The organism is Pseudomonas sp. W2Jun17 (assembly GCF_023127795.1).
GTDB classification, from domain to species: Bacteria; Pseudomonadota; Gammaproteobacteria; order Pseudomonadales; family Pseudomonadaceae; genus Aquipseudomonas; species Aquipseudomonas synxantha_A.
Genome location: NZ_SPKO01000036.1, coordinates 132,333 through 158,496, shown reverse-complemented (window position 1 = coordinate 158,496; position 26,164 = coordinate 132,333). Strand labels below are relative to the sequence as shown.

The 26,164-nt window shown below is 58.9% G+C and carries 20 protein-coding genes and 2 pseudogenes; 8 read left to right on the top strand and 14 right to left on the bottom strand.

Going from position 1 to position 26,164, the window contains the following annotated elements; genetic code table 11:
- The first annotated feature begins 223 nt into the window (after window positions 1-223).
- Together zapE and E4O98_RS23440 are read left to right on the top strand one after the other, a co-directional pair.
- Window positions 224-1,330: a cell division protein ZapE gene (gene zapE, locus E4O98_RS23445; protein ID WP_148853717.1), complete on the top strand. Its 1,107-nt coding sequence runs from the start codon at window positions 224-226 to the stop codon at window positions 1,328-1,330.
- A 165-nt stretch (window positions 1,331-1,495) separates the two neighbouring features.
- A complete protein-coding gene (locus E4O98_RS23440) occupies window positions 1,496-1,990 on the top strand; it encodes a GNAT family N-acetyltransferase (protein WP_248136364.1) in 495 nt (164 codons plus the stop codon).
- A 98-nt stretch (window positions 1,991-2,088) separates the two neighbouring features.
- On the opposite strand, the gene E4O98_RS23435 is transcribed toward E4O98_RS23440, so the two are convergent.
- The 4 genes from E4O98_RS23435 to E4O98_RS23420 all read right to left on the bottom strand — a co-directional run bounded on the left by E4O98_RS23435 (window position 2,089) and on the right by E4O98_RS23420 (window position 6,882).
- On the bottom strand, window positions 2,089-2,301 hold the full coding sequence (locus tag E4O98_RS23435) for a hypothetical protein (protein ID WP_032875909.1): 213 nt from the start codon (window positions 2,299-2,301) through the stop codon (window positions 2,089-2,091).
- A 142-nt stretch (window positions 2,302-2,443) separates the two neighbouring features.
- Window positions 2,444-4,681, bottom strand: coding sequence for a TonB-dependent siderophore receptor (locus E4O98_RS23430; protein ID WP_032875907.1), 2,238 nt, complete (start codon window positions 4,679-4,681; stop codon window positions 2,444-2,446).
- A 127-nt stretch (window positions 4,682-4,808) separates the two neighbouring features.
- Entirely contained in the window at window positions 4,809-6,551 is a 1,743-nt protein-coding gene (locus E4O98_RS23425; RefSeq protein WP_103734322.1) for a phosphoethanolamine transferase CptA, read from the bottom strand.
- 154 nt (window positions 6,552-6,705) lie between these two features.
- Complete coding sequence (locus tag E4O98_RS23420) at window positions 6,706-6,882, bottom strand: DUF6026 family protein (RefSeq protein WP_157243918.1); 177 nt, start codon at window positions 6,880-6,882, stop codon at window positions 6,706-6,708.
- Between the two features lie 259 nt (window positions 6,883-7,141).
- On the opposite strand from E4O98_RS23420, the gene gnd reads away from it, so the two are divergent.
- From gnd to E4O98_RS23405, 3 genes and pseudogenes are all read left to right on the top strand, one after another.
- Window positions 7,142-8,125, top strand: a complete 984-nt coding sequence (gene gnd / locus E4O98_RS23415; RefSeq protein WP_032875901.1) for a phosphogluconate dehydrogenase (NAD(+)-dependent, decarboxylating) — start codon at window positions 7,142-7,144, stop codon at window positions 8,123-8,125.
- A pseudogene (gene zwf / locus E4O98_RS23410) lies at window positions 8,122-9,645 on the top strand (glucose-6-phosphate dehydrogenase). Before gnd ends, zwf begins: the two are co-directional and overlap by 4 nt.
- Entirely contained in the window at window positions 9,642-10,466 is an 825-nt protein-coding gene (locus E4O98_RS23405) for an HAD family hydrolase (protein ID WP_148853719.1), read from the top strand. Before zwf ends, E4O98_RS23405 begins: the two are co-directional and overlap by 4 nt.
- A gap of 67 nt (window positions 10,467-10,533) precedes the next feature.
- Here the strand turns inward: E4O98_RS23405 and E4O98_RS23400 are convergent, their stop codons facing one another.
- On the bottom strand, window positions 10,534-10,794 hold the full coding sequence (locus tag E4O98_RS23400) for a hypothetical protein (RefSeq protein ID WP_032875895.1): 261 nt from the start codon (window positions 10,792-10,794) through the stop codon (window positions 10,534-10,536).
- A gap of 344 nt (window positions 10,795-11,138) precedes the next feature.
- Here E4O98_RS23400 and E4O98_RS23395 point away from each other — a divergent pair.
- Window positions 11,139-12,471: pseudogene (locus E4O98_RS23395) on the top strand (sigma-54 dependent transcriptional regulator).
- A gap of 543 nt (window positions 12,472-13,014) precedes the next feature.
- Here E4O98_RS23395 and E4O98_RS23390 read toward each other — a convergent pair.
- From E4O98_RS23390 to E4O98_RS23360, 7 genes are all read right to left on the bottom strand, one after another.
- Window positions 13,015-14,322 carry a hypothetical protein gene (locus E4O98_RS23390; RefSeq protein WP_248136362.1) on the bottom strand — a complete coding sequence of 436 codons (1,308 nt, stop codon included), beginning with the start codon at window positions 14,320-14,322 and terminating at the stop codon, window positions 13,015-13,017.
- Between the two features lie 49 nt (window positions 14,323-14,371).
- Window positions 14,372-15,115 (bottom strand): hypothetical protein, encoded by a 744-nt coding sequence (locus E4O98_RS23385; protein WP_032875886.1) that lies wholly within the window; start codon window positions 15,113-15,115, stop codon window positions 14,372-14,374.
- Window positions 15,116-15,152: 37 nt separating this feature from the next.
- Window positions 15,153-15,833, bottom strand: coding sequence for a C39 family peptidase (locus tag E4O98_RS23380; protein WP_032875883.1), 681 nt, complete (start codon window positions 15,831-15,833; stop codon window positions 15,153-15,155).
- Between the two features lie 60 nt (window positions 15,834-15,893).
- Entirely contained in the window at window positions 15,894-16,631 is a 738-nt protein-coding gene (locus tag E4O98_RS23375) for a hypothetical protein (protein ID WP_005788658.1), read from the bottom strand.
- 69 nt (window positions 16,632-16,700) lie between these two features.
- Window positions 16,701-17,249 (bottom strand): hypothetical protein, encoded by a 549-nt coding sequence (locus E4O98_RS23370; RefSeq protein ID WP_032875877.1) that lies wholly within the window; start codon window positions 17,247-17,249, stop codon window positions 16,701-16,703.
- Window positions 17,249-17,689 (bottom strand): hypothetical protein, encoded by a 441-nt coding sequence (locus tag E4O98_RS23365; RefSeq protein WP_032875874.1) that lies wholly within the window; start codon window positions 17,687-17,689, stop codon window positions 17,249-17,251. The genes E4O98_RS23370 and E4O98_RS23365 overlap by 1 nt, the downstream gene beginning before the upstream one ends.
- A 299-nt stretch (window positions 17,690-17,988) precedes the next feature.
- Window positions 17,989-18,984: a FecR family protein gene (locus E4O98_RS23360; RefSeq protein WP_032875872.1), complete on the bottom strand. Its 996-nt coding sequence runs from the start codon at window positions 18,982-18,984 to the stop codon at window positions 17,989-17,991.
- A 149-nt stretch (window positions 18,985-19,133) separates the two neighbouring features.
- Between E4O98_RS23360 and E4O98_RS23355 the strand changes: the two genes are divergently transcribed.
- On the top strand, window positions 19,134-19,403 hold the full coding sequence (locus E4O98_RS23355) for a PepSY domain-containing protein (protein ID WP_032875869.1): 270 nt from the start codon (window positions 19,134-19,136) through the stop codon (window positions 19,401-19,403).
- A gap of 20 nt (window positions 19,404-19,423) precedes the next feature.
- Here the strand turns inward: E4O98_RS23355 and E4O98_RS23350 are convergent, their stop codons facing one another.
- Window positions 19,424-24,562 carry a DUF6543 domain-containing protein gene (locus tag E4O98_RS23350; protein WP_248136360.1) on the bottom strand — a complete coding sequence of 1,713 codons (5,139 nt, stop codon included), beginning with the start codon at window positions 24,560-24,562 and terminating at the stop codon, window positions 19,424-19,426.
- A gap of 170 nt (window positions 24,563-24,732) precedes the next feature.
- On the opposite strand from E4O98_RS23350, the gene E4O98_RS23345 reads away from it, so the two are divergent.
- Window positions 24,733-25,764 carry an Ldh family oxidoreductase gene (locus E4O98_RS23345; RefSeq protein WP_248136358.1) on the top strand — a complete coding sequence of 344 codons (1,032 nt, stop codon included), beginning with the start codon at window positions 24,733-24,735 and terminating at the stop codon, window positions 25,762-25,764.
- A 33-nt stretch (window positions 25,765-25,797) separates the two neighbouring features.
- Here the strand turns inward: E4O98_RS23345 and E4O98_RS23340 are convergent, their stop codons facing one another.
- Window positions 25,798-26,118 carry a DUF883 family protein gene (locus E4O98_RS23340; protein ID WP_032875861.1) on the bottom strand — a complete coding sequence of 107 codons (321 nt, stop codon included), beginning with the start codon at window positions 26,116-26,118 and terminating at the stop codon, window positions 25,798-25,800.
- Window positions 26,119-26,164: the final 46 nt, after the last annotated feature.

The following is a 26,164-nucleotide window of genomic DNA, read 5'->3' as shown; positions in this document are numbered from 1 at the left end:
GCCATCCATGGCGCGGGGCGGCTAAACCGGCATCCCTGCCGGTTTACCCCCCCAAATCCCTGTCGAATTTCGGCCAGCGTGGTTTAACGGGGCGCCTGAGATCAAAAGCAGATCAAGATCAAGAGCGGCTCGCTTCGCATCGTGGTTAGCGTTGGTGGCTACAAACCAGGCTCATCGGGGGCATGCCTCCCTCTCATATTTAGTCCGTAGAGCAGCATCTGACATGACGTTCGACTCGCCTCTCATTGCCTACCAGCACGCCATCGCCCAGCAAGGCTTCGTCTCCGACGACGCCCAGCGTCGGGCGGTGCAGGCTTTGCAAACCTGTCACGAGGGGTTGCATCAAGGCCATTCGCCAGTTGCCGGGGTCTATCTGTGGGGGCCGGTGGGGCGTGGCAAGACCTGGCTGATGGACCAGTTCCACCAAAGCCTGCGTGTGCCCGCGCGGCGTCAGCATTTTCATCACTTCATGGGGTGGGTGCATCAGCGCTTGTTCCAGCTCACCGGAACCCAGGATCCTTTGCGGGCGCTGGCTCAGGAGCTGAGCCAGGAAGTGCGCGTGCTGTGCTTCGATGAACTGTTTGTCAATGATATCGGCGACGCGATCATCCTCGGGCGGCTGTTCCAGGTGATGTTCGAGCAAGGCGTGGTAATGGTGTGCACCTCCAACCAGCCGCCTGATCAGTTGTATGCCGATGGCTTCAATCGCGAGCGTTTTCTGCCGGGCATCGACGCGCTCCAGCAGCATATGCAAGTGGTGGCGGTGGACGGTGGCGAAGATCATCGCCTGCATCCGGGGGTGGGGCAGCAACGCTATTGGGTGAATCAACCGAATGCACTGGCTGCGGTGTTCAAGCAATTGAGCCAAGGCCAGGCCGTAAGCAGCGGGGCGGTGAGCGTGGGGTACCGCTCCATTGTGGCGGTGCAGGCCAGTGATACGGTGCTCTGGTGTCGTTACGCCGAACTGTGCGAGCAACCCCTGGCCGCGATGGACTTCATGCTGCTGTGCGATCGCTTCGAGGCCATCCTCCTGGGTGAGGTCCCGAACCTCAGCGCCCAACAGCGCCCGGGGCGGATTGCCCGTGGCACCGAGGACGGCGCCGAGCGTGTGATGGCCGGGGACCGCCAATTGCCGCAACTGTCGGTTCATGATGACAGCGTGCGGCGTTTTATCGCCTTGGTGGACGAATGCTACGACCGTAAGGTGCCACTCTTTATCGAGGCCCGGGTACCCTTGGAGTGCCTGTACACCGAAGGCTACCTGGAGTTTCCATTTCGTCGCACCCTGAGCCGCTTGCAAGAGATGCAACTGCAGCGCTTTGCTGTCTAGGAAAAATCCCCACTCCAGGGGCTTTTGCGCGATTTGATGCGAGCAACCTTCGCAATTTCCGTCAGATATTTGTAGTTAATCTCCTTCATCTACTGCCGACTCCACGCTTACAATCGAGGCTCTCAAAGGGGAACGAATCCCTGGTTGTCGTTATCGAGGAAGGAAATGGACACCCCAGACATCCTGGTGCTGCAAGCCAGCTATACCAACGAGGTGCACGCCAACGCCATCGGCTTGCTGCTCAACCACTATGCGCAAGACCCGATGGGCGGCGGCCACGCCTTGTCAGCCGATCTGTTGCAGCAACTGCCGGCTGAACTGGCCAAGCGTCCTCATGCGTTCAGCGTGCTGGCATTTGTCGGTGGCGAACCGGCGGGGGTGGTCAATTGTTTTGAGGGCTTCTCGACGTTTGCTTGCCGCCCGCTGGTCAACGTTCACGATGTGATGGTGAGGGAACAGTTTCGTGGCTTGGGCTTGAGCCAGAAAATGCTGCAGAAGGTCGAAGAAATCGCCCGCCAGAGGGGCTGCTGCAAGATTACTCTGGAAGTGCTTGAGGGCAATGAACTGGCGCAATCGGCGTATCGCAAGTTCGGGTTCGATGATTCAGTATTTGATCCGAAGTATGGCCATATGTTGTTTTGGAGCAAGTCGCTGTCATAAATGACTGGCGAAAAAAAGGCGCCATTAGATGGCGCCCAATAAACCTTTGCCAACGGAGCGGGATGGCGCAGGGTATTACGGATTAACTAAGCATTAAATCAACTGTTCGGTTGTTCCTGGCTGACGGTATCGACTTTCAACGTCTTCCCGTCGGCAGAGGCCATTCGTTGCTCTGCTGTGCCGTGAGTTTGCTGTTGAATAAAGCTGAAGTTGTCGTAGAACTCCTTCGAACGCTCTGAACCGCCCTCTGCGAAGGCAGCGGCGGAGGTCAGGGTCATCAGGCTGGCAAGCATCAACGTCGAGATTTTCATCGCGGTATTCCCATTAAGAGTGATAGGTGTCTGGCCGTTCCTTGATCAGAATCATGGAGCGACTATGGCGCTATCTTATTAAGTGGGAATTAACTGACAGGCACTGCGAAGTTAACGATTTTGTTAACTTCGCAGGGAGCGACTACAGCTTCCAGTCCAATGCAAGCGTGATAGATCGCGGGTCACCCCAATACACACCATTATAAAAGCCGACACGTTCGTAATATTTTTTATCAAATAGATTGTTAACGTTAACCGAGGCGGAAACCTGTTCGTCGAACTGGTAGCGTGACATCAGGTTGACCACGGTGTAACCCTGTTGCGTGATCTTCGCCCGCGTGGTTATCGGCCGACCTTCGCTATTGCGTGCCCCTGTGGGCCGGTTACCGAAATCGTAGATTTCGCTTTGCCAGTTCACCGCGCCACCGACGGTGAGGTTGCGCCATGCGCCCGGCAGGCGATAGGCGCTGGAAACCTTCAACAGGTTCAAGGGCTGGCCCGTATTGGTACGTTTGTCTGAGCCATTAAGCGAGTGGGTGTAGGTGTAGCCGGCGGTCAGGTTCCAGTCCGGCCGGATTTCGCCTGCGGCTTCCAATTCGAAGCCGTTGACCTTGTTACCCTTGCCGCCAGACTTGTAGTACTCCTCGCCAGTGACGGGGTTGGGAGGGACCGAGTCATCGCGCTCTGCAACGTTGTCCTGGGTGCTCCAGAAATAGGCGGCCGCCAGGTTCAGACGTTCATTGAGCAGGCTGCCCTTGAGCCCCACCTCATAATTGCTGCCCACCACCGGTTCCAGGTACTTCTTGTTGACGTCACGCCTGTCTTGCGGCTTGAAGATATCGGTGTAGCTTGCGTAAACGGTGTACTGCGGGGTGATGTCATAGAGCAGCCCGGCGTAGGGCGTCCACATGTCGTTGTGGGTCTGGCGTGTTTTGCCGGCAGCCGTCAGTTGATCATTGTCGTTGTATTCAGGCGTGGCGCTTTCCAGCTCCCAGCTGCCGTAGCGGCTACCCAGCACGGCGTGCAAGCGGTCTGTAAGGCTCAGTCGAGTGGCGAGGTAGCCGGCTTTCTGCTGTTTTTTGCTGTGTTCGCCCTTGAGGTCGGTGACCGTGTCGGCGAACTTGCCGATATCGCCCATGTGCTTCCAATCCTCGATGGGGTAGTAGCTGGCAGGCAGGTCGTTACGCATAAAGGGCGAGACGTCCCGTTGGGCGGCCTCGCCATAGCCCATCATCAACCCGTGTTCGCGGCCCAGCAGGGTGTAGCTGCCGGCCAGGTTGAAGTCGATGGCTTCCATCCGCGACGTACCGCGCATATGACTGGCCCAGGCCGTCATGCCGCTGCGGTCCGCATTGGGAAAACCGGTGCCGCCGTAGTAGACCTTGCCGTCGGTGTCACTTTGGCGATGGGTATAGGCAGCCTTCAAATGCCAGTCGCCGCCGAGCCGATGGTCGAGGGTGGCGAAGGTGGTCTTGTCAGTCAGCGGCCAGGAGCTCCAGTGCGCCGCCATATTGGTGGAGCGAGGCAACCTTGCCTTGCCGCCCTGGCTGTTCCAGTAGGGCACAGTGCCCCAGGAGGTGCCTTGTACCTGTTTGTCCTGGTAATCAAAACCTACAGCCAGCACCGTATCGTCTGAAAGGTCACCTTCGAGAATGCCGTAGCCAACTGCGCGCTGCAGCCCATAGTTATCGCGAAAGGATTTGCTGTCACGGTAGGCCAGGACGCTACGCCCGCGCAGCTTACCGTCGAACGCCAAAGGCCCACCTACGTCGATGTAGCTGTAGTAGTTGTCATGGCTGGCGCCACTCACACCGGTCTGTGCCTGCCATTGGGCAGTAGGGCGCTTGCGCACCATGTTTACGGTGGCCGATGGGTCGCCCGCGCCTGTGGTCAGGCCCGTGGCGCCGCGTACCACTTCGATACGGTCGTAGATGATGGTGTCGGCGTCGGACTTCATGTAGCCGAATGTGTTGAGCATCCCATCAACCTGGAAGTTGTTGATGCCGTAACCGCGGGAGGAGTAGTAGACACGGTCCGAATCGTTATGTTGAACGTTGATGCCGGTGGTCTGGCGCAGCACTTCGGTCAAGGTGTTGAGGTTGAAGTCATCCATCTGCTGGCGTGTGATCACCGAGATCGATTGCGGGGTTTCCTTGATGGAAAGGTTCAGGCGGGTGGCGGTATTCATCGAACCGGTGGTGTAGGCACCGGTGTGCTCGGTGGTGGACCCAAGGCCGTCGGCGCTGATAGTGGTCGCGCCCAGCTCCAGGGCTTTGCTGGAGGCTTGTCCGGCGTCGATTTCAGCCAGCAGATCCGGGCTCAGCGCAAGACTGAACAGACCGAAGGTAATGGTCATGGAACGGGTAAAAGGCGCGAACATTGCGGCAGACTCCTTGTCGTCTTTTAACCCTCCCGGGGTGGGAGGGCATGGTTCAAAGACGAAAGGAGGTGTGGAACTTTAGGCTTAAACGAGAATGATTGTTATCTTTGTGTTGCAGGGCCCCTGCTTACTTCGCCACCACTTCGGCGCCATTGGCCTTCTTCGGCTTGATCAGGCTGAAGTCGATCAGGGCCTTCTGCTTGGTTTCGTAAGGGTTGCCGATCAACAAGGGCCGAGGCTTGAAGCTGTCGCTGACCAGGCTCTTGCTGTGGTCCAGTTCGTCAAAACTCAAGCCTGCCATGTCGGCCCAGGTATGGATCAACTGCGAACTGCTGTAAGGCCGTTGCAGGTCGCCGGCGAAACTCCAGTCGTGGCTTTCGCGCCACTTCGGTGAGGCGTAGGCCATGAACGGGATGGTGTACATCGGCGCAGTCGGCTTGCCTTCGTTGCGGCCCAGGGTGTCGTGGCCGGCGGAGTCGAACACGTCTTCGCCGTGGTCCGAGAGGTACAGCAAAAAGCCGTTGGGGTCGGTCTTGGCGTAGTCCTTGATCAGGCTGGAGACCACGAAGTCGTTGTACAGCACTGCGTTGTCATAGCTGTTGTAAGTCGGCAACTGCGCGTCGCTGACACCGGCCGGCACGCCCTGGCGGTCGGTGAACTTGTCGAACGTCGGCGGGTAACGGTACTGGTAGCTCATGTGAGTACCCAGCAGGTGCACCACGATGAACTTGCGCTCGGCGGTATCGGCCAGGGCCTTGGAAAAAGGCGCCAGCACATCGCCGTCGTACTGGCGGGCGTTCTGGTTGCGGTTGTTGTTCAGGTACACCTGCTCGTCGGCCTGTTCGGAAAAGGTCGTGAGCATGGTGTTGCGCTTGGTCATGGTCTGCTGGTTGGTGATCCAGAAGGTCTTGTAGCCGGCCTGTTTCATCACGCTGACAATCGACGGCGTCTTGAGGTACAGGTCCGGGTTTTCTTCATCGGCAAAGGTCAGCACCTGTTGCAGCGCTTCAATGGTATAGGGGCGAGGGGTGATGACGTTATCGAACACGGCCAGTTGGTCGCGCAGCTTGTCCAGTTCCGGCGTGGTGTTGCGCGGATAACCGTACAGGCTCATGCGCTGGCGGTTGGTGGACTCGCCGATTACCAGTACCAGCGTGGACGGCTGGCCGGCCATGCTGTCCTTGAGGTTCTTCAATGGCGGGATCTGGCTGGCGCTGTTGAGCATGCCCTGCATATTGTCCAGCTGTTCGGTGTAGCGACGGTAGGCGACGATCATCTGCCAAGGCACGGCAGGCTCGATACGGGTTTCGAAACGATCAATGGCCAATTCCATGGTTTCGCTGGTGGCGATTTGCTTGACCAGCGGGTAGCCCACAACCGCCAGGACAATGGCGATGGCCGCCACGATCGACTGGCCGCGAGGCAGGTACACCGGGCGCAGGCGCGTCCAGAGGAAGATAGCGAAGGCGGTGTGGGCTATGAACGCCAGCACGATCCACCAGGCAAAATATTGGGTCGCGTATTCGCCCGCTTCGGAGATGTTCGACTCGAACATGATGAAGATGACGCTCTGGGAGAACTCCTGCTGGTAAATGAAGAAGTAACCCAGGCTGGCCATGGAGCAGGCCCACAACACCACACCGATCAAGGCGGCAAGCAGGCGTGTCTTGCGCGGGAACAGCAACATCGGCGCCAGCCACAGTGCACTCATGAAGAATGCCTGGCGGAAACCACTGAAGCCGGACGTGCCGGTCAGTTGGATAAGAAGCTGGGTAATACCCGAGAAATACCAGAAAAACAGGAATAGCCAACCAAGGCCGGCCCAATCAAAGCCTTTCGCAGTCGTCGTGCTGCGTTTGAACATCGCCATCCAGCGCCCCATCAGTCAATGATCGTCGCGCAGAGTCGCGCGACATCGGGCCGCTCAGAACGTGAGCGGCATCGCGGGCGGGAGTATCAGGATAAGTGTGTGAAAACTTTGTGAGTTTTCCGTAGGTATTGCCTTACAAACTGACCAGGTGCGTTCAGCAGAGCGCCGGCTTGGCCTGGGATGGCAGCTCGAGCTGGGCTTGAAGGTGTGAACGCAGACGCAGGACTTCCTGTTGCAACTGATCGCGCTCGTCCTTCAACTGGCGCAATTCATCGCGACGGATGCTGACGTAGAGGGTCTGTGGCGGGCGGGTCATCTGTGCTGTGCTCATTGCTTACCTCGCAAATAGCCGGTAGATCGCGCTGCTCAAACAGGGTTTGGGCAACAGTCGGAAGCAAGTTTGAATTCTTTTTTGCAGCAAGGGAACTTTTTTATTTTTGGCGGTCGTGTGACTTTTCAGGCGGTGATGGTGAAACGATGGCAACTTTTTTGTCATGAAACTACACGGATCCGCTCTGGACTAACCCTCATTAGCCTCATTGCGCTATAAACTATGTCACACATTTTTTAGAAGTTAGGAGCATCAGCACATGCAACTGGGGATTATCGGACTAGGCCGCATGGGCGGTAACATTGCGCGGCGCCTGATGCTCAATGGGCATACCACCGTTGTATACGACCGTAACGAAGCCTTCGTCAAAGCCTTGAGCGAGGAGGGCGCCACTGGCGTCGCCGACTTGAATGCCCTGGTGGCTGGCCTGCAAAAGCCCCGTGCGGTCTGGGTAATGTTGCCGGCGGGCGCGCCCACCGAAGACACCATCAATGCCTTGAGCGAGCTGCTCGAAGACGGCGATGTGATCATCGACGGCGGCAATACCAACTACAAGGATGATGTACGTCGCGGCAAGGCCCTGGCTGAAAAGGGCCTGCACTACGTTGACGTCGGCACTTCCGGCGGCGTCTGGGGCCTGGAGCGTGGCTATTGCATGATGATCGGCGGCGACGTCGAGACCGTGCAGCGCCTGGACCCGATCTTCAAGAGCCTGGCCCCTGGCCTTGGCAATATCCCGCGCACCAAGGACCGTTCGGCCGCAGCCGACCCACGCGCCGAGCACGGTTATATCCATGCAGGCCCGGCGGGTTCCGGTCACTTCGTCAAGATGATCCACAACGGCATTGAATACGGAATGATGCAGGCGTTCGCCGAAGGTTTTGACATCCTCAAGACCAAGAACTCGGAAAACCTGCCGGAGGATCAGCGCTTTGACCTCAACGTTGCCGATATCGCCGAAGTCTGGCGCCGTGGCAGCGTGGTGTCGTCGTGGCTGCTGGACTTGACCGCCGATGCCCTGGCCACCGACCCGAAACTCGATGGTTACTCCGGTTCCGTAGCGGACAGCGGCGAAGGCCGTTGGACCATCGAAGCGGCCATGGAACAAGCGGTGCCGGTACCGGTGCTGTCGACGTCGCTGTTTGCGCGTTTCCGCTCCCGCCAGCAGAGCACCTACGGCGACAAAATGCTGTCTGCCATGCGCTTCGGCTTTGGCGGCCATGTGGAGACCTCCAAAAAATGACCGCCAACGGCAAGAAACCCAAGGCCGAACCTGCTCCACCTACCACGTTGTTTCTGTTTGGCGCCCATGGCGACCTGGTCAAGCGCCTGCTCATGCCGGCGCTGTACAACCTGAGCCGCGACGGGTTGCTGGGCGATGGCCTGCGTATTGTCGGCGTTGATCACAACGCCATCAGCGACGCAGACTTCGCCAAGAAGCTTGAGGATTTCATTCGCACCGAAGCCGCCAGCAAGGTCCGGGGCAATGCTGAACATGCCCTGGACCCTGCGCTGTGGGCGCAACTGGCCAAGGGCATCAGCTATGTCGAGGGCGACTTCCTCGACGACGGCACCTACGCGGATATTGCGCAGAAGATCGCCGACAGCGGCACCGGCAACGCCGTGTTCTACCTCGCCACTGCGCCGCGCTTCTTCAGTGAAGTGGTGCAGCGCCTGGGCAGTGCCGGTTTGTTGAATGAAACGGACGATGGCTTTCGGCGTGTGGTTATCGAGAAGCCGTTCGGCTCCGACCTGGCCACCGCCGAGGCGCTGAACGCGTGCCTGCTCAAGGTGATGAGCGAGAAGCAGATCTACCGCATCGACCATTACCTGGGCAAGGAGACGGTGCAGAATATTCTGGTCAGCCGCTTCTCCAACGTGCTGTTCGAAGCGTTCTGGAACAACCATTACATCGATCACGTGCAAATCACCGCGGCTGAAACCGTCGGCGTTGAAACCCGAGGTAACTTTTTCGAAAAAACCGGCACACTGCGCGACATGGTGCCCAACCATCTGTTCCAGCTGCTGGCGATGGTCGCCATGGAGCCGCCGGCAGCCTTCGGCGCCGATGCGGTGCGGGGGGAGAAAGCCAAGGTGGTCGGTGCAATTCGCCCCTGGTCGCTGGAAGATGCGCGGGCCAATTCCGTGCGCGGCCAGTACACCGCCGGCGAAATCGCCGGCAAGCCATTGCCCGGTTATCGCGAAGAAGCCAACGTCGCACCCGACAGCAGCACCGAGACCTTCGTTGCGCTCAAAGTGATGATCGATAACTGGCGTTGGGTCGGTGTGCCGTTTTACTTGCGAACCGGCAAGCGCATGAGCATCCGCGACACCGAGATCGTGATCTGCTTCAAGCAGGCGCCTTATGCGCAATTTCGCGATACCGAAGTCGATGAGCTCAAGCCCACTTACTTGAAAATCCAGATCCAGCCGAACGAAGGCATGTGATTCGACCTGCTGGCCAAGAAGCCTGGGCCGACTCTGGAGATGGCCAATATCGAGTTGGGTTTTGACTACAAGGACTTCTTCGAGATGCAGCCCTCGACAGGTTACGAAACCCTGATCTACGACTGTTTGACCGGCGATCAGACGTTGTTCCAGCGTGCCGACAACATCGAGAACGGTTGGCGCGCCGTGCAGCCGTTCCTGGATGCATGGAAGGAAGACGACGGTATCCAGGCCTACAAGGCTGGCGAAGATGGCCCGGTGGCAGCGGATGCGTTACTCGCTCGTGACGGCCGCACCTGGCACAGCCTCGGATGAGTGACGTAACGATTCATCCCATCCGCTTTGTCCTCAGTGATGTAGACGGGACGCTGTTGCACCCCGACCACAGCCTCAGCCAGCGTACTGCCGATGCAATTGGTGCGATGCGTGAAGCCGGGGTGCTGTTCAGCCTCGCCAGCGGGCGTCCGCCCAAGGCCATGCTGCATTTGATCGAGACGTTTGGCATCGATGTGCCGGTGGCCGGTTTCAACGGCGGCACGCTGGTCAACCCGGATGGCAGCATCCTGGTGGCTCACCATTTGCCGGCAGAAGCGGCACTGGTCACGCTGGCGCTGTTTTCTGCCGAGCCGGATGTAGAAGTGTGGGTGTTTGCCGACGGCGATTGGCTGCGCCGCGACCCGCCAGGGCCAATGATGCAGCGCGAAGCTGATGGCCTGGGCTATGGCCCGGTGGTCGTGGAGAGTTTCGAGCCCTACCTGGACCGGGTCGACAAGATTGTCGCGGCCAGTAACAACACGCAGTTGCTGGTGGAGTTGGAAGCGCAGTTGCAGCCCAAGGTACAAGGTTTGGCTCAGGTATCGCGTTCGCAGCCGGTGTATCTGGACGTGACCGCAATGCTGGCTAACAAAGGCGAAGCCTTGAAAACCCTGGCTGAGCACCTTGGCGTGCCGCTGAACCGGACCGCCGCCATCGGCGACGGCGGCAACGATCCGGCGATGTTTCACGTGGCTGGGTTGTCGATTGCCATGGGCCAGGCCGAAGAAACCGTCAAGCGTCAGGCCAATGTGGTGACCGGCAGCAACGTCGAGGACGGGGCTGCCGAGGCATTCGAGCGGTTTATTCTCGCGGCACGCTAAGTACTTGAAGTGTTATTGCACAACTTCCAGCCGATGTTTGACGTTGGCTGGAAGTTGCCGCATTGAATTACTTCGGCATTGCCCAGGACTGTAACTGGTAGCCATCTTTGTCGAGCTCGGCGCGAGCCTGCAACAACAGGTCTTCAAGTTGAGCCGGGTCGGTATAGGCAGTCGACGACAGCTGTTTTCTGCCGATACGGGTGTTGGTACGGTCGATGACGCTCAGGCTGAGGGCGCCATTGCCATCGTGCCAGGCCACGCACTGAAAGGGTTGGAAGGCACGGTCTGCAATCAAAAGAGCTTCGTTGATGCGCAGCGGAGCGTTCATTTGGGTCTTCTCTCTGTATGCCCATTCAAGTGAGTACCGGCGGTTGGGCTGACCGTGCGGTGGGTTACTTGTACTGATGCACGATGGTGGGGTGCGGGTCACATGCTAGAGCAAGAAATTTTAACTTTCCCTGACTAACGTCATGTAAGCGGCTGTTTTGAAAGCTGATTGAAAGTTTCGGCAGCAGCAAACTTTTTGCCCCCGATTAAACACACATGGCTTTTTGCCCGCACTTATAGCGAAATAGTACAAGGTGAGCGTCAAGATCTTGCTAGGGTTAGCGCCAGGCGCCCCAAATCCTTGTTTCTAAATAACTTTAATAATCTTGGCGCCAAGGAATCGTCATGATTGTGACACCTGTTCAACGCCGCTTGCTGGTAGTCGAGCCCTGTGATGACTGTCACAGGCTACTACCCGGCTTGCGCACTGCCGGCTGGGAAGTTGACAGCTGTGCATTGCAGGCGGTGGGGGATCGTTCTTGCGATGTGGGCCTGCTCCGCTTGCAGCCCTGCCATCTGGAACGCCCCGAGGCGGTCAAGGAGTTGATTGGCCGCAGCGGTACCGAGTGGATCGCCGTGCTCAGTCCAGAAGTCCTGCGTTTGCAGAATGTCGCAGACTTTGTCTGCGAATGGTTCTTCGATTTTCATACCTTGCCGTTCGATGTGGCTCGGGTCCAGGTGACCATTGGGCGTGCGTTTGGCATGGCGCGACTGCGGGGCAAGGGTGTCGTGCCGGTAGATGAAGCCCACGAGTTGTTAGGCGACAGCCGCCCGATTCGTGAACTGCGCAAACTGTTGTCGAAGTTGGCGCCCACCGAATCGCCGGTACTGATTCGTGGCGACAGCGGCACCGGCAAAGAGCTGGTCGCCAAGACCCTTCATCGACAATCCCAGCGCCACGCCAAGCCGTTTGTGGCGATTAACTGTGGGGCGATCCCTGAACATCTGATCCAGTCGGAACTGTTCGGCCATGAAAAGGGCGCCTTTACCGGCGCACACCGGCGCACATCAGCGCAAGGTCGGACGGATTGAGGCGGCCCACGGTGGCACGTTGTTTCTGGATGAAATCGGCGATTTGCCGATGGAGCTGCAAGCCAACCTGTTGCGCTTTCTTCAGGAAAAACATATCGAGCGCGTCGGCGGCAGCCAACCCATTTCGGTGGATGTGCGGGTGCTGGCAGCCACGCATGTGGATCTTGAAGCCGCGGTGGAGAAGGGCGCCTTTCGCGAAGACCTGTATTACCGCCTCAATGTCTTGCAAGTAGTCACGGCCCCATTGCGCGAGCGCCATGGTGACGTGGCGATGCTGGCCAATCATTTTTCGCGTTTCTACAGCCAGGAAACCGGCCGACGCCCGCGCAGCTTCAGCGAAGAGGCACTGGTGGCGATGGGGCAACACCCGTGGCCGGGCAATGTGCGTGAGCTGGCCAACCGTGTGCGCCGCGGTCTGGTGCTGGCCGAAGGGCGCCAGATCGAAGCCGTGGACCTGGGGCTGCAAGGCCAGCAGGTACTTTCGCCGCCGATGGCGACACTGGAAGACTACAAGCACCGCGCCGAACGCCAGGCGTTGTGCGATGTGCTCAATCGGCACAGCGATAATTTCAGTGTTGCAGCCCGTGTGCTGGGGATTTCCCGGCCGACGTTCTACCGGCTGCTGCACAAGCACCAGATCCGCTAAGGCGGGTTGTGGAGGGTAATGCCGGTCAGTTAAGCGCAGATCCCCTGTGGGAGGGGGCTTGCTCCCGATGGCGGCCTCAGGACCGGCCGGGATGTTGGATTAGACCGAGTACATATCCGTTATTTGGGTAACGGCTGCTACTGGTTCCGCTCTTACAGCGGGTCACTTTTGAAAAGAAGAGCCCAAAAGTAACCAAAAGGCTCTTGCCCCACCACTCGGCACCTCGCCTGGGCTCGGTGTGCCCGTAATCCGCCAGGGATTTGGGGGGCCGCCGCCACGCGCCATCCATGGCGCGGGGCGGCTAAACCGGCATCCCTGCCGGTTTACCCCCCAAATCCCTGTCGAATTCCGGCCAGCGTGGTTTGACGGGGCGCCTAAGATCAAAAGCAGATCAAGATCAAGAACGGCTCGCTTCGCATCGTGGTTGCCATTGGCGACTGCAAAGTTGTGTAGATACCTATGCCCCGATAGCGGTGGATCAACCAACATCAATGTTTGCTGGGCCGACGTCTTCGCGGGCTTGCCCCTCCCACTTTTTCGCGGTCAGAAGTAGTACGGGAATTTCAGGCTGAACGTAAAGTCCGGCGCATCATCGGTCATCCCGATCGCCAGGTTCGGCACAATGGTCAGGTTATCCGAGGCGGCAATCGTCATGCCTACGTTGAAATAACCCGCGTTGGCATCGCTGGACACCACCGATTGCCAGTCGCCGCCGTCCGGCTTGAGCTTGCTCTTGCGCTGCACCAGATCGGAAACCGAGAACGACATGCTCATCTTCTCGTTCAAGGCGAACGCCACACCGACACCGAACTGGAAGCTGTCGCCCAGGCGTACTTTGCCCCCCACCTTCTGGTTGACTTCACTGCTGATGTCATCGAACGAGTCTTCGAAGTTGTGGGTATACGACAGCGAACCGAACAGCACCGCCGGGTCGAAGGTCTTGACCAGGAAAATGCCCGGTGTAACCGACCAGACCCCGTTGCCCGTAGGCAGGCTTTCCGGCAAGTAGAGGTTGTCGTTATTGGGTTGCCTGACCAGCTTGATGCCGAACGGCTCTTTACCCGTGGGCGCCTTGACGCGCACAGACACTACCGCATCCGGCAAGGTCGGCGTTTCGTCGAGGAACTTGTAGGCCACGCCAAAGTTGACGTCACCGATGGTAGGGTCGCGGGTCACCGAGGCTTCCGAGGTAGCGGTGGCATCGTTGCCGGCGCCGCCGGACTGGTAGGTCGAATCGCGGTACACCACGGGGACGTTCAGATCGAACTGCCAGCGGTTGTCGACGTTGTAGCGCCCGGTAAGGTCCAGGGTCCAACTGTCGGACTTGATCCGGTCCAGGTTGATATTGCCCAGAAAGATCGAGTCCAGCGCCAGGAAGCCATTGAGGGTCAATTGGCGTGCGTCGTAACGGGCATAGGTGATGCCGGTTTCCACGCTGAACTTGCCATTGCCGAAAAAGCCGCTGGCCTCGTTGTACAGGTTGCTCACACTTTGCGCAGGGGCCGAGTCGTCCTTGAGGGATTGGCCGTAGGAGCTGCCGCCACCGCCTGCACCACCTGACGCTGCGGCTGCACCGGTACCCGTGGCGGCGACAGCGTTAGCGCCTTGCTTGAAGTCGGCAGGTGATTTGGCCAAGCGCTTGGGGGCGGGCGCTGCGGGTTGATCCTCTACCTGACGCACGCGTTGCTCCAGCACGGCCAAGGCTTTTTGCTGCACGTCATAGCGTTGCTTGAGTTCCAGCAGTTCCTTTTTCAGGGTTTCGATATCGGCGTCTGGCGCGGCATACAGCAAGGATGCGGGCAAGAGCGTACTTAAACAAATCACCGCGCGTAGCGATAACGATCGATGCATGAAATAAGCCGTCCTGTTCTAATGCGAAAGTGTCGAGGGTCAGCGTAGTTCAATAACCGAGCGTGCGTAGGCCTTTGAGTTGATCCAAATTGCAGTTCAACGCGCCGTTGTTCAAGCCGTTATTGTTCATCACGACGTTGAGTTGGGTGATGTTTCTGACAAGGTTGCTGTTGCCGGTCAGCACCGTTCCCTGCAGCACATTGCCGCCGCCGATCTGCTGCAGGCTGTTGCCCTGGTTGTGGTTGGCCTGGATCGCCATCTGCACGCCGCCATTGTTGGCCGAAACGCTGACGCGGCCCGCCGCGCTGTCGCCGGTCACGGTGCCGCCGGCCATCAGCACTTGCCCCGTTTGCAGGTTACTGGCGGGGGCGACACCATTCTCGATGCTGATGCCCACATCGTTGTAGGCGGTGTTGCCATCGCCTGCGGTGCGCACGCTTTGGGTTACGCCCTGGCCGCTGCCGAGGCCGGCGCCACCGACCACATTCCCGGTTCCGGTGTTTGGCAGGCTGCCGTTACCCGTGGAGCCGGTGGTTTGCACATAGAATTGCGGAGTAACGGTGGTCTTGTCGATCTGCATGTTGGCCGTGCCGGTAATGCGGTCACCGACGGCGTTGGTCCAGGTGCTGCTCATGACAATGCCGAAGCTGATGATGCGCCCCGGCATTACGTAACGGCCACGCAAGTCGGCCATCTGCGCATCATTGAGTTCGATCGGTTTGAAAGCCGATGAAGCATAGGCGGGCATAGAGGCTGCCAGACACAAGACCGTCAGCCAACGGAAAGTGTTCATCTGCTGCTCCTGGGGCGTCCTGCCCCTTATTGCGCTTCTAGAAGAAGTCGCTCTGGATAAAACCGAAATCCATCAACTCGGCATCGCCCACGGGCCGGAACTCGTTCAACTGGTTCTTGGCCGTCAGCGGAGTGGGCGGGTCAAGCAAGACGTTGGCCTTGTCGTAACCTTCACCCAGCACGGCAAACACAATGCCATTCCAGCCTTTGACGAAGTCGTCACGGGAATAGCGCTTGTGCCCCAGCACGGGATCGCCGATATACACCCAGTCCTTGTCGGCCCGCTGCATCACCACGAAGTGCTTGTAGCCACGGATCTCCAGCAGCACCACCACGGGAATCTTCACCGTCACCAGGGTATCGGGTGCGATCTTGTAGCCGCGGGCACGCATACCGATGCTTTCGAGGTAGCGCTTCATATCCAGCATGGAAAAGCCTTGGGTGCGCACCAGGTCCTGGTCGGCGGTTACCAGCATCCCTTTGATGATGTGGTCTTCGTCGACGTCCAGCCAATAGGCCTGGCGCAGGATGGTCGCGAGTGCCGCGGCACCGCAGCTGAAATCGGTTTTCTGTTCCACCAGGTTGGCGAACCGGCGCTCACGGATGCTCTCGACCTTCTTGAAGATCACCGCACCGCCGGGCATGGCGGAAATCGCCATGGTGCCTGCCCAGGTCGTGCCGGTGAGCAACATCAAGAGGGTGAGGGTCGCGATACGCATGATCGAATGACCTGTTGGACACTGAAATAAAAAGGGCCTTGTTGCCAAGGCCCCGTTGGATCAGAAGCGCACGCCGCTGCTGCACACAGTGCAACCCTGGCCGATCGACAGGCTGTTGCTGCCCTGGTTGCCCGCACCGGATTGCAGGTTGACGCCTACGTTGCCGGAGTTGCGGTTGACCGAGTTGTCGAGGCTGGAATTGTTCGACACGTATTGAGCTTTGCCACCATAGCCGTGGCTGCTGGCGGCGGTGTTGAGGAAGTTGTTGGCAAGCGAGTTTTGTTCGGTATTGGCTGCCGCCGCGATATTTTTCCCGTCAGCGGTCACGATAGCCAGGTTGTTTTTACCTTGGTTGCCTTGACCGGACTGGCCGTTGTAACCGACGTTGCCGGAGTTACCGTTAACAGCATTATCCAGGGAGGAGTTGTTTTGCGTGCCTTTGTTGATGAAGCTGTTCAGCCCGCTGTTTTGATTCACGTCGACCACGCCGAACACGGTCGCTGCATCGCCTTTGGCGCTGGAGATGGCGGCAGAGTTGTCGGCCTGGTTGCCACTGCCAGACTGCACGTTGACGCCGACGTTACCGCTGTTGCCATTGACGGAGTCATCGGCAGACGCGTTGTTTTCGGTTTTGGTGTCGTTGAATTTATTGCCTGCGCTGTTTTGTACATCCGTGACGACAGCAGCAATTACGCCCGTTGGCTGAGGCGCTGGGTGCCAGCCACCCGCTTGAGCAGCTGCTGCCATGAGTGCGGCGAGAGCGAAAACCAGAGGTTTCAGAGCCATTTGAGGTTTCATGGTGTTTCTCCTTGCTTCTAATTAGTTGGGTTAAGTGTTGGTACGGTCTAACTAACGTCTACCAAGCGGTTACTTGATAGTGATGCCCAGGGTGTTAGCCACTCGGTTCCCCACCCCGGCACTCTGGTTCACCTGAATCACTCCTCGGCTGCCGGTGAAGGCCTGGTCGCTGGTCGCGACCTGGCGGCTGCCAGTGGTGGGGGTGAGCCCTGAGTCGGTCAACTGCGTCGTGTTCTGTTGCAACAGGACGCTGTCATCGATGCTTTGCGGGCCAGGGTTGAGGCTGATCCGCACCGCGTTGATTGATTGGTTATTGGCCCCGGCCGACTGGTTAACGCCCAGCACGCCGTTGCCATTGATAAATGAAGCGCCCTGAATCGCCACCTTGGCACTCAAGGACGGGTCGACGTTGCCGTCGAGCCGCTGGATATTCACATTGGTGGCCTGGCCATCGAGCGCGATTGCGCGGCTGTTGGACATCTGTTGCTGGTTGCCGGCGGCCTGGTTGATCGACAGCACACCTTCGTACTGTTGGCCGCTGTTATTGATAACGGCGGTGTTGTCGGCCATTGCCGAGACGCTGCCCAGCAGGGCGATGGTCAACAGGATGCGCTTCATCATTTGCCCCCCAGCATGTTGCCCAGATTGTTCAAGGGCGCCATGCCGCGCTGGATCGAACCATTGATCTGCCCAGCCATGCTGCTGCCCGCGCCATGGCCGGCGGCTGCACCGGCGCCCTGGGTCGACAGGCTGTTTTGCGTGGCGCCCAGGCCAGACAGGTTGCCGTTGGGCTGGATGGATCGCGCAAGGCCAGAACCGCTGCGGATGCCGCCAATGTCCCGATCACTGAGTTCGCCGGAGGTGGCACTGATGATTTCTTTGCTGGGGTTGGCGTTGGCAGTGGTGGGGTATGGATCGGGGAGGGAGGTGCGTCCGTACATGTGACCCTGCACGGTTCGCCCTGTCACGATAACGCCATCGCCCGCATGGCTGATGCCGGCGCTGAGCACGCAGCTGATCAGCAGTACGGTTATCGAGGCGTGTGTGAGTGTGATCACGGCGGCAGTCCTTTTTCTGAACGCTGACCCTAAACAGCGTTATCAGGGAAAGAGCAGAACCCGTGCCGCTTTTCGTTTACGTTTGAAAATCAATAGGTTGCGATTTTTCTGCGCGCATCGCCGATAGCAGTGTTTCAAGCATGAAACAGTCGCTGGGCGGCGCGATATGCCCGGCCACACTCTTCAACTGTGTCAGCGATGAAACAGTCTCGATGACAGATGCATGAATCCGCAGCCGCTGGGCGATTCAGCGTACCGAGGTGTTTCAAAAGTGGACACTGAAGTAAAAAAAACGCGCCTCAACCCTTGGGCGTTTTACCCGGGATGGAGTTGAGTACGGGATTGCCATCCTGGTTGCGGGTCAGGTAGACCGGCAGGACCTTGGGCAGGGAAGGGATGAGGTTGTTGACCTCGCTGAGGTTATAGATGCCACCAATGCGAATGCTCCCGGTGCCAGCATCCGCCAGCATCACTGGCTTGTTCAGGTATCGGTTGATCAGCGGCAACGCATCGGCCAATGCAAGGTTATCAAGCACCAGCTTGCCCGTACGCCAGGCAAGCGCAGGGTCATTGGGTTTGATCGCGGCGACTTGCGGCGTGGCGTCGCCGCGGTGGTAGCTGGCCTGCATCCCCGGAGTCAACGGCACGCTGCCATGCACCGCGTCGCTGGTGATCTGCACCGAGCCTTCCAGCAACATTACCCGCACCTGGTCTTCATACTTCCACACATTGAACTGGGTGCCCGTCACCCGAACCTGGCCTTCGCCAGCCTGCACGATAAACGGGTGCTCGCTGTCGTGGGTGACGTTGAAAAACGCTTCGCCCTTGGCCAACTTCACCTGGCGACGATCCTTGTAGTGGCTGTAGACCAGCTCGGTGCCCAGGTTCAACTCCACCTCACTGCCGTCACCGAGGGTAACTTTGCGTAGCCCGTTGGTGGCGTCAAACCGCTCGTATGAGCTTGGCAACCAACCGGCTTCCCAGCCCGTGAAGGCGGCCAGCGGCAGGGCAGCAAGGCAGATGGCGGCTGCCACTGCATAAGAGCGCCAGCGTTTGCGAGGCTTGAGCGGCACCACAAGCGGTGCAGGCGCATTGCGGGGCAAATGATCGGCCACGTCCCAGATTTCCAACATCGCGGCATACTCGAAGGCGTGCAGCGGGTGGGCATCGTGCCAATGTTCGAAGGCCTGACGTTCAGCCGCCGTGCAGTCGCTGGCATGCACACGCATACACCAATGCGCAGCGGCGTCGGTGATGGCGTCGTATTCGGCTTCTGAAAGGGACTTTTCGCTCATTTATCCATCCTGATTTCCCCACATTCTACCCCCCCGAGCCTTACGGCGAGAACAGCATCATGGCGATTGCATATCAATTGGAACTTATTCTTGTTTAAACGCGCCTAAAAAATCAGGAAACACACTGTCATCCACCAAGGAGTACGAAAATGTTGAAGAAAACCTTAGCCGCCCTGTGTGCAACCACCGCGCTGTTGAGCGCCGGCGCTGCGCTGGCAGACAAGCCGGGTGCGGGCTGGATTCCGATTGAAAAAGCTATTGAAGTGGCGAAGACCAAGGCTGGGTATGTCGAGGTCTACGCCGCCGAAGCCGATAACGACGGCTACTGGGAAGTCAAAGGCCGTAAATCCGACGGCGTGGTGTATGAAGCACGAATCGACGGCGCCTCGGGCAATGTCCTGCGCGACCAGAAAGATTGATTCACGTGTTGGGGGCCTGCTCAGGCCCCCTCATCCAGCATTCTCCCCAGATGTGTAATCAGGTAACTGACTGAGTCGGCGTTGGATAGAATGACGTCAATACGCTTGTCGACATTGCTCATGAAAACTTCTCGGGCCTCATTCAGGGTCTTGGCACCCGTGATATTCAGGACTCTGCGTTTGAGGAAGCTGGTGGCGGTGAGAAAGCCGTAATCCTCCCAGGTATTGGATATGTCATCCCATGCCTTGAATAGCATAGTTGCCGGCGTCAACGTCGACAGCCCGCTCGTTTGCAAATCATCTTGGCGCGTCTTCACCGCCTGAGCACCCGGCTTTGCCGTATCGATCAGGTCTCGGAATGGCTCCAGGCTCCGCAGGTAGGCAATGTCCTCTGTCTTGAACCGCAGATGCGTCAGCTCATGGATCAGGGTAGAGGCTCTGGCATGGGCGAACATGTCGAAAGGTTCACTCAGTATGGTGGCGTATTCAGCCAGGTTTGGATGGAAGAACCTTTCGAACAAGTACACTTTGCGCTCGCTGTCACCGAGAAGCACCATCGCGTAATCAGTGGTGGGGGCTTTCACGCTTTCACCGCTGACAAAGCGCATTGAGTCAGGCCCGATCAAGGTGGGGTCGCTTAGCTCATCCAGTATTCCATCGATGATGTCCTCGATTTTCTTTACTTGGGCCGGGTTCAGATTGAGAGTGCCGAACAGGTCGCACAAAAACAGGCCTACCCGGCTATCAGGCTTGAGCAGCTCTGCAAAGTGATGGATGTTGCGCTTGCAGTTGACGGCGTAGTAAGTCGATACGTTCAAGGCTTCGTCGATGACTTGGGCTTTCCAGCTTGACACTGCAGCGATCGCCCTTATGCCCTGCGCTTCAATATTGATGTCGCGCCTTTCGGCTCGTCGCACTTTTTGCCGCGTCCAGGCCTGGCCGAAGCGGGGCTTGTGTATGCTCAGGTCCATTACCCATTTGCCATCAGCATTGCGACCGACGTAGGGGCCCTGCTGATCGTCGTTGTCCAGGCGCCAGTGCTCCTTGGTTTTCTTCACCGGATACACCTTGCCTGCCAGCGGCACGTAACTCTTGGCGCTCGCCTTATCCTTGTAGACATGGGTGGAGGTGTCCAGCTCAAGGTCCTCCAGGGCGATGTCGTAGCCCTCCAAGCGCTGCAACCGCGTTCGCGAAGTGGCGGTGACGTCCCGCAGGCCCGGGGCAGTGGCGGTGGGCAGGCCGCCTTCCGGCAGGTCGACCAGGTCAGCGTCATCAGGCGGTGGGGTTTCGCTGCCATCAAGCTCGCTGTACAGGGCGGCCATTTGCACCACGGCCAGGCTGAAGTCCTTCATCGCGGCTTTCCACTGGTGCAGTTGCAGCGCTTCAGCCGAGCGCTTGACTAACTGGTAGCTGCGCCAGACCACAAGTGGATAGGCGAGTTTGCCCGCCATGAAGTGCACTGCCGTGGGTATGCCCTTGCCGAACACGCCCACCACTTTATCCCAAAGCAGCTTGGAGCCTTTTTCGAACTGGCAGGCGAGCATTTTTAGCAGGATCAGCGTGTTCTCACTGAATAAATAGTGCAGCAGGTTGCCGGTCACGGCAGATGAGGCCAGGCTCATATCCGAAGAGCGATGAAGGTTGTTTTGCAGCAAGCTGCGGTAAACGGCCTGGTGCGGATCTTCCAGGTGCTGAATGACCCAGTCCTGCAGTTCCCCTGGTCGCTCCACCTCATCCAGCAGCGCTTGCTCGTTGTCATATTGCTTGAGCACGTGGTTTTCACTGTAGGGCGCATAGAGCACTACCGGACCGGCCTCTTTACCTCCAGGGCTGATCAGGTACATGCCCAATACCTTGGCGGCAGTAGCGCCTGCAGTCGCCACCAGCTCAACGGGCCGGATCAGCGTCGATACGTCCTTCAACGCCGCACGTGCCAGGCCGTCAGGCATGTCGAACACCTGCTGGACCAAGCCCAAGGCCTTGTTTGACAGGCGTTCTTGCAGATGTTGCTCGTGGGCGTATTGCAACACCTGCCATGGCAGTTGCCGACAGAACAGGCGCCGGCGTTTGCGTGCAGCTTCCGTGCGGGTGTCCATCTCGGTTTGCAATCGCTTTTGGTACACCGATTTCAAGTCCAGTTGCCGCACCAGTTGAACCAGCGCATTGGCATCCAGGGTGTCCGGCAGCGGTGTGGCGGTGCGCGATCGCGGGCCGATAGTCTGGTTGTTCAGGTCCGGCCAGTGACGCAAGGCAAAATCGGTCAGGCTGTAGTCATGGATGTCGAGGGCCTGGTGCACGGGAATCAGCACGTCATCGGGGCTGAGTGTGTGTTCGGGGAAGCGTGCCTGGAGCAGCTTGCTCAGGGCGCCAAAGGTGTGCTCGCGCAGGGACAGGATGCCCTGCAGGTAGTCTTCCTCTTCCGGGGCGCTGTTGTGGTATTGCTCAAGCAGTTCTGCATGGTAGATCTGCTCGTTGGCGGGCGCCATTGCCAGCCACACGGGCAGGGCCTGCTGGGTGACCATGGCATCGGCCAGCGCCTTGGCTCGTGCAAGGTTGGTGGGCGCCGGGATCTGCAGGATCTCATCCAGGCGGTCCTGCACGGCGCGCGCCGGCAAGTCCATGGCCAGCAGTCGGTCTACCGAGTCCATGACGTAATCGCCGTAGGTTTTCAGGCGATTGTCCAGCAGGTTATCGTCAATACGTTGCAGCGCAGCCAGGCGATACGCCTGATGAGGCACGCGCTGGGACAATGACAGATTCTCCAGTAGCGACAGTCGTTTGATCGGATGCGCCAGGCGCTGGGTGAGCGCCTCGCGCAGGGCCGAGACCGACGCAAAAACCTCATGACCACGCCGAGGCGTCCATAGGATCGCCTGGCCCGAATTCTTGGGGTCAAGGCCGCCACGTTCGGTCAGTACAAACAGATTGGCCAGCGGCAGCAGCGCGTCGGACGTACCCTTGTGCAATGCCAGCGCATAAGCATCCGGCAGAAACCCGTTGATCCCATGTCGGGTCAGGCGCGCCAGGCTGTCAGTTCGCAGGACCGCATCAAGAATGGCGTTGCTGCGGTGCGTCAGCGTTTTACCCAGCAGTCGCAGTTCAGCCTCGCTGCGCAAGCCCAACAGCATCGAGTGCGCGTGTTTATCGCGGATATTGTTCAGGAACAGGCGCGGGAGTTCACGCATCTCGTGGCCGGCAAACACCTTCAAGACCCGTTCGATCATGTTGTTGAAGGTTTTGAGGGGCATGTTATTGAGCTTCAGGGCGACACCCTGGTTGCGTTCTGCGTAAAACCCAGTTCTGGAAGACACTGGGAGCGGCTTGCTCTTCTGGCCGAGGCGCTCGATGAAATGTTCAACCATGCTCAGCGAAGACACAGGCGCGCGCTCCTCACGCTGCTCGGCGCGGGACGCGTAAGTGTTGACATAAATCTCGTCGGCCTTGAGGTCCAGTCGTTGGGTTTGCAGTTCTGTGTTCAGGGCCAGGGTGGCCATGCTGCGCAGTGTCGGGTGCTTAAGGCGCTCGATCTGCAATCCTTCTTGGGCAGCGCGCAGGCGTTGCAGGTGCAGCTTGGCGCGCTCGGCCTGCACCGTGGAGGGGCGGCCATTGCCGCTGCTGACGGGATGTATCGTCCAGCGCCCATCGGTGTCCAGGTCGGCCAGGCGACTGTCGAGCATGGTGCGGATGTCCAGGGCGTAATCGAGCAATGCTTCCAGGTCCACCTGGCCGGCGCTGCTGCGATAGAGGCTCAGGGCATGGTTCATATTACTGGTCTGCTTGGCGGCGATGTCTTCGATCATGTCGGTGAACACGTGCCCGGTGACGGGGTGTGCGGCAACGTTGATCTGGTCCAGGCCGATAAAGGTGTTGCGCTCGTCCAGAGAGAGGAAATTGAGCAGTTCATCTTCGTGCCCGGCGGCGGTGAGCATGGTCAATAGCGTGTCTTTGAGATCGTCCAGATCCTTAAGTACCTGCAAGCCACGGGATTGGGTGTAAAGGTAGGCATGGCTGTCATGCAGCATCAGGGTACTGGCCAGTTCCACGTAGTGCTGGTAGGGCGCGTAGATGCGCACTTTTTCTACGCTCAGTTTGGCGGCGTAGGTGCTGCGAGCGCCCTGGTCGCTGAGGAGCAGGGCCTGGAGCATATGGCTTTCGTCAGCACTGAGGATGCCGTTCTGGCGCTTGAGCAGCACATCGAGGCGGAACTTGTCAGCCAGGATTTGCGCGAACAGGTCAAGGCGTGAGGTGCCGCTGTCGATGTCTTCGTTCCAGTAGGTCTGTAGCAGGCTCTCCAGCAATTTGGACAGCGTACCGGAGGTTTGTTCGATGAGCGTGTCCCAATACTCGCGATCTTGTTGCAACTGGGGCTGGGTGAAGTGGCTGGTGACGTGCTTGGGGTTGATGAATTCGCGAGTTTGCCCCAAGGGCCAGGCATGTTTGACATAGAACTGCAATAACGCATCACGTAACGACAGGGAGTCGATCCAGCGTCGATCGGCATCCGTCGGGCTTTGGAGAAAGCAGTTCACTTGCGTTTGCCGCTGATCCAGGCCGGGGAAATGAGGGTGCGCCATGATGCCGAGCAATGTGTCGAGCATGGCGGACAAGGTCGGGGTCCTCTGCAAGTGCTCAAGCATTGCTTGCACGTTGGCCTGTTGGCAGGCCTGCAGGGTTTGTTCCTGGTCTTGCATGACCGCACCCAGGACCGGCGAAGTGGTCAGTGTCAGAGCGCTATCCGCTGGCAGACTGTTGCGCTGTGCAATCGACAGAAAACTCAGCAACTCCACGCGCTGTACCGAATCAGCCAACGCCTGACTGACCTCGGCAAGCAGCGAGGCATGGCTGTCAAACACCTGGATACCGCCATAAGGCGTGTACAGCAGAGCCTTGGCACCGTCGGGCGTGGAACTCATCACAAACGCGCCGGCCAGTGGGATCGCAACCTGCCCCGACACATTGATCATTAGCTTTTCTACACGCATGGGCGGGCTTTGCAGGCGGGTATCCTGACGGCTGGCGTCGCTGGCGTAATACACGCCGTGCAGCCATTCCAGATCCTTGACGGTGAACCCCAGGGCGCGTTCGCGCTCGCTCAATGTCGAGCGATTGACGGGTAGCAGGAACTCGTCGAAAAAATAGGGCGGGGTGACACGGGTCATCGCCTGTCTCCAGCGTGAATAGGAAGACACAGGGTAGGCAGGCACCGATGACTGGCGGGGGTAACTATTGAGTCTCGTCGTAAGTTGACAGTGAGCGCTGTAGGTGGTGTTTAATCGACGGCCTGGATGTCCATTCGTTGCCCCTTCCAATCATAAAAATGGAGCTTCAAATGTCTGCGCAGTCTCCGACAGTTGTCACGGCCTTCATCAGCTTCACTGAGTTGGTGGGGGTGCTCCAACAGATTTTCGTCAGGCACGGCACCTCGCCAGAAGTGGCGGCGATCCTTGCGCACAATTGCGCCAGCGCTGAACGTGATGGCGCTCATAGCCACGGTATTTTTCGTATCCCGGGTTACCTCTCGACCCTGGCCAGCGGTTGGGTCAATGGCGCCGCCGTGCCGATCGTGACCGACGTTGCGTCAGGCTTCGTACGGGTCGACGCCGCCAATGGGTTCGCCCAACCCGCTCTGGCGGCCGCGCGTGCGTTGCTGGTGAGCAAGGCCCGCAGCGCCGGCATTGCGTTACTGGCTATCCACAATTCCCATCACTTTGCTGCCTTGTGGCCGGACGTCGAACCTTTCGCCGAAGAAGGGCTGGTTGCACTCAGTGTGGTCAACAGCATGACCTGCGTCGTACCCCATGGCGCTGATCGCCCGTTGTTCGGCACCAACCCCATCGCGTTTGCTGCGCCGCGGGCCGATGGCGCGCTGATTGTGTTCGACCTGGCCACCAGCGCCATCGCCCATGGCGACGTGCAGATCGCCGCGCGCAAAGGCGAACGGCTCCCACCAGGCATGGGCGTCGATAGCCTGGGCCAGCCGACCCAGGACCCGAAAGCCATTCTGGAGGGGGGCGCGCTGTTGCCATTTGGTGGGCATAAGGGGTCGGCGTTGTCGATGATGGTCGAGTTGCTGGCGGCGGCACTGACAGGCGGCAATTTTTCGTTCGAATTCAATTGGGCCGATCATCCGGGAGCGCGTACGCCCTGGACCGGCCAATTACTGATAGTGATCGATCCGCGCAAAACCGCCGGGCAAAGCTTTGCCGAGCGCAGCCAGGAACTGGTGCGGCAGATGCATGCGGCGGGGTTACGGCGATTACCGGGGGATCGGCGCCATCGCACACGGGCGGAGTCGCAGGAAGCAGGCATAGAGCTTGACGCGCAGGACCTTCGGCAACTGCGAGAACTGGCGGCGGGGTGAAACAGGCTGCGCCATGGGCGCAGCCCGTGCTGATCAGTTACGGCGACCCAGCAGCAGACCCACCACCAGGCCAAAGCCTGCGGAAATGGCCACGGTCTGCCATGGATGACCGCCGATGTAGGTCTCGGTGGCGTCCACGACTGGCTTGCTGCGCTCACGGACGCTGGACACCGAATCCAGGGCTTGCTTGAGTTTGATGGCAACCTGCTCGCGCAGGGTTTCACCTTCCTCGCCTACCAGGGATGCGCTGCTTTTGAGCAGTTTGTCCGATTCTTCGATCAGCGCGGTCAGTTCGCTGAAGGCTTGATCCTTGATTTGTTCTTCGACGGCTTGGGCGGCGGTTTTGCGGGCCATGTGTGACTCCTTGCAAGTGAATGTGACAGTGAACAATGGAGTATCG

Coding starts and splice junctions, on each gene's coding strand:
- E4O98_RS23420 (WP_157243918.1), bottom strand. CDS start 6,882: ATGAGCACAGCACAGATGACCCGCCCGCCACAGACCCTCTACGTCAGC.
- E4O98_RS23355 (WP_032875869.1), top strand. CDS start 19,134: ATGTTGAAGAAAACCTTAGCCGCCCTGTGTGCAACCACCGCGCTGTTG.
- gnd (WP_032875901.1), top strand. CDS start 7,142: ATGCAACTGGGGATTATCGGACTAGGCCGCATGGGCGGTAACATTGCG.
- E4O98_RS23340 (WP_032875861.1), bottom strand. CDS start 26,118: ATGGCCCGCAAAACCGCCGCCCAAGCCGTCGAAGAACAAATCAAGGAT.
- E4O98_RS23350 (WP_248136360.1), bottom strand. CDS start 24,562: ATGACCCGTGTCACCCCGCCCTATTTTTTCGACGAGTTCCTGCTACCC.
- E4O98_RS23370 (WP_032875877.1), bottom strand. CDS start 17,249: ATGAAGCGCATCCTGTTGACCATCGCCCTGCTGGGCAGCGTCTCGGCA.
- zapE (WP_148853717.1), top strand. CDS start 224: ATGACGTTCGACTCGCCTCTCATTGCCTACCAGCACGCCATCGCCCAG.
- E4O98_RS23385 (WP_032875886.1), bottom strand. CDS start 15,115: ATGAACACTTTCCGTTGGCTGACGGTCTTGTGTCTGGCAGCCTCTATG.
- E4O98_RS23435 (WP_032875909.1), bottom strand. CDS start 2,301: ATGAAAATCTCGACGTTGATGCTTGCCAGCCTGATGACCCTGACCTCC.
- E4O98_RS23400 (WP_032875895.1), bottom strand. CDS start 10,794: ATGAACGCTCCGCTGCGCATCAACGAAGCTCTTTTGATTGCAGACCGT.
- E4O98_RS23430 (WP_032875907.1), bottom strand. CDS start 4,681: ATGTTCGCGCCTTTTACCCGTTCCATGACCATTACCTTCGGTCTGTTC.
- E4O98_RS23440 (WP_248136364.1), top strand. CDS start 1,496: ATGGACACCCCAGACATCCTGGTGCTGCAAGCCAGCTATACCAACGAG.
- E4O98_RS23375 (WP_005788658.1), bottom strand. CDS start 16,631: ATGAAACCTCAAATGGCTCTGAAACCTCTGGTTTTCGCTCTCGCCGCA.
- E4O98_RS23405 (WP_148853719.1), top strand. CDS start 9,642: ATGAGTGACGTAACGATTCATCCCATCCGCTTTGTCCTCAGTGATGTA.
- E4O98_RS23425 (WP_103734322.1), bottom strand. CDS start 6,551: ATGGCGATGTTCAAACGCAGCACGACGACTGCGAAAGGCTTTGATTGG.
- E4O98_RS23380 (WP_032875883.1), bottom strand. CDS start 15,833: ATGCGTATCGCGACCCTCACCCTCTTGATGTTGCTCACCGGCACGACC.
- E4O98_RS23360 (WP_032875872.1), bottom strand. CDS start 18,984: ATGAGCGAAAAGTCCCTTTCAGAAGCCGAATACGACGCCATCACCGAC.
- E4O98_RS23345 (WP_248136358.1), top strand. CDS start 24,733: ATGTCTGCGCAGTCTCCGACAGTTGTCACGGCCTTCATCAGCTTCACT.
- E4O98_RS23390 (WP_248136362.1), bottom strand. CDS start 14,322: ATGCATCGATCGTTATCGCTACGCGCGGTGATTTGTTTAAGTACGCTC.